This window comes from Phyllobacterium chamaecytisi (assembly GCF_020164455.1).
Taxonomy (GTDB): domain Bacteria; phylum Pseudomonadota; class Alphaproteobacteria; order Rhizobiales; family Rhizobiaceae; genus Phyllobacterium; species Phyllobacterium chamaecytisi.
This window is the reverse complement of record NZ_JAIQWW010000048.1, coordinates 1-2,500: the sequence shown is the minus strand read 5'-3', so window position 1 is coordinate 2,500 and position 2,500 is coordinate 1. Positions and strand designations below refer to the sequence as shown.

2 rRNA genes (1 of these 2 cut by a window edge) are annotated in these 2,500 nt (G+C 54.1%); both read left to right on the top strand.

Annotated elements, in window-relative coordinates:
* Window positions 1-2,125 (top strand): 23S ribosomal RNA (locus LB462_RS30655) (it extends 867 nt beyond the left edge of the window).
* A 238-nt stretch (window positions 2,126-2,363) separates the two neighbouring features.
* A 5S ribosomal RNA gene (rrf, locus tag LB462_RS30650) occupies window positions 2,364-2,478 on the top strand.
* Window positions 2,479-2,500 lie beyond the last annotated feature (22 nt).

Here is a 2,500-nt window from a genome sequence, read left to right as displayed (position 1 = left end):
TGAACAGGGCGTTCAGTTCGTTGCATTAGACCCGAAACCAAGTGATCTAGCCATGAGCAGGTTGAAGGTAAGGTAACACTTACTGGAGGACCGAACCCGCATCTGTTGCAATAGATTGGGATGACTTGTGGCTAGGGGTGAAAGGCCAATCAAACTTGGAGATAGCTGGTTCTCCGCGAAATCTATTTAGGTAGAGCGTCGATTTTATACCTTCGGGGGTAGAGCACTGGATGGGCTAGGGGATCTCACCGATTTACCAAACCTAACCAAACTCCGAATACCGAAGAGTACTGATCGGCAGACACACGGCGGGTGCTAACGTCCGTCGTGAAGAGGGCAACAACCCTGACCACCATCTAAGGTCCCTAAGTTATGGCTAAGTGGGAAAGGATGTGAGGATCCCAAAACAACCAGGATGTTGGCTTAGAAGCAGCCATCATTTAAAGAAAGCGTAACAGCTCACTGGTCTAAATAAGGGTCTTTGCGCCGAAAATGTACCGGGGCTCAAGCCATACACCGAAGCTGTGGATTTGCTTAGCAATAAGCAAGTGGTAGCGGAGCGTTCTGTAAGCCGTTGAAGAGGGACCCGTGAGGGCCTTTGGAGGTATCAGAAGTGAGAATGCTGACATGAGTAACGATAAAGGGAGTGAGAGACTCCCTCGCCGAAAGTCCAAGGGTTCCTGCTTAAAGTTAATCTGAGCAGGGTTAGCCGGCCCCTAAGGCGAGGCCGAAAGGCGTAGTCGATGGGAACCACGTTAATATTCGTGGGCCTGCGGGTAGTGACGGATCGCGTGTGTTGTTCCTCCTTATTGGATTGGAGGGGCTTCGAAGCGGTCCCAGGAAATAGCTCCCGCGTATAGACCGTACCCTAAACCGACACTGGTGGACTGGTAGAGCATACCAAGGCGCTTGAGAGAACTGCGTTGAAGGAACTCGGCAAATTGCACGCGTAACTTCGGAAGAAGCGTGACCCTTTTTGACGCAAGTCGAGGAGGGTGGCACAGACCAGGGGGTAGCGACTGTTTACCAAAAACACAGGGCTCTGCGAAGTCGCAAGACGACGTATAGGGTCTGACGCCTGCCCGGTGCTGGAAGGTTAAGAGGAGAGGTGCAAGCTTTGAATCGAAGCCCCAGTAAACGGCGGCCGTAACTATAACGGTCCTAAGGTAGCGAAATTCCTTGTCGGGTAAGTTCCGACCTGCACGAATGGCGTAACGACTTCCCCGCTGTCTCCAACGCAGACTCAGTGAAATTGAATTCCCCGTGAAGATGCGGGGTTCCTGCGGTTAGACGGAAAGACCCCGTGCACCTTTACTATAGCTTTACACTGGCATTCGTGTCGGCATGTGTAGGATAGGTGGTAGACTTTGAAGCGGGGGCGCCAGCCTTCGTGGAGTCATCCTTGAAATACCACCCTTACCTATATGGATGTCTAACTGCGGTCCGTTATCCGGATCCAGGACAGTGTATGGTGGGTAGTTTGACTGGGGCGGTCGCCTCCTAAAGAGTAACGGAGGCGCGCGATGGTGGGCTCAGACCGGTCGGAAATCGGTCGTCGAGTGCAATGGCATAAGCCCGCCTGACTGCGAGACTGACAAGTCGAGCAGAGACGAAAGTCGGTCATAGTGATCCGGTGGTCCCGCGTGGAAGGGCCATCGCTCAACGGATAAAAGGTACGCCGGGGATAACAGGCTGATGACCCCCAAGAGTCCATATCGACGGGGTTGTTTGGCACCTCGATGTCGACTCATCGCATCCTGGGGCTGGAGCAGGTCCCAAGGGTATGGCTGTTCGCCATTTAAAGCGGTACGTGAGTTGGGTTCAGAACGTCGTGAGACAGTTCGGTCCCTATCTGCCGTGGGTGTAGGAATATTGACAGGATCTGTCCCTAGTACGAGAGGACCGGGATGGACGTATCTCTGGTGGACCTGTTGTGGCGCCAGCCGCATAGCAGGGTAGCTATATACGGACGGGATAACCGCTGAAGGCATCTAAGCGGGAAACCCACCTGAAAACGAGTATTCCCTATCAGAGCCGTGGAAGACCACCACGTTGATAGGCCGGGTGTGGAAGTGCGGCAACGCATGAAGCTTACCGGTACTAATAGCTCGATTGGCTTGATCATTCTCATTACAAATATCCATCTGACGCAGTCAGATGAATTGGATTTGTCTCACGCGCCGTATCGCACCTTTGGTGCGGGCGCTGCGACAGCGCGCGGCACACGCCGCGACGGCCGGTCGGCCTTGCGGGCTTCGCCCGAAGGTCGCCAGCCGCCAACTAAAACAAACAAAAAACTCCAGCTTCTCATTTGTATCGCATGCGCCTGAAAAACCGCATGCGTGAACGTTGCGCTTTGCTGACTTGGTGGTTACAGCGGGGTGGCTGCACCCGATCCCATTCCGAACTCGGCCGTGAAACGCCCCTGCGCCAATGGTACTTCGTCTCAAGACGCGGGAGAGTAGGTCGCTGCCAGGTCTGCCAAACGCAACGTTCATAA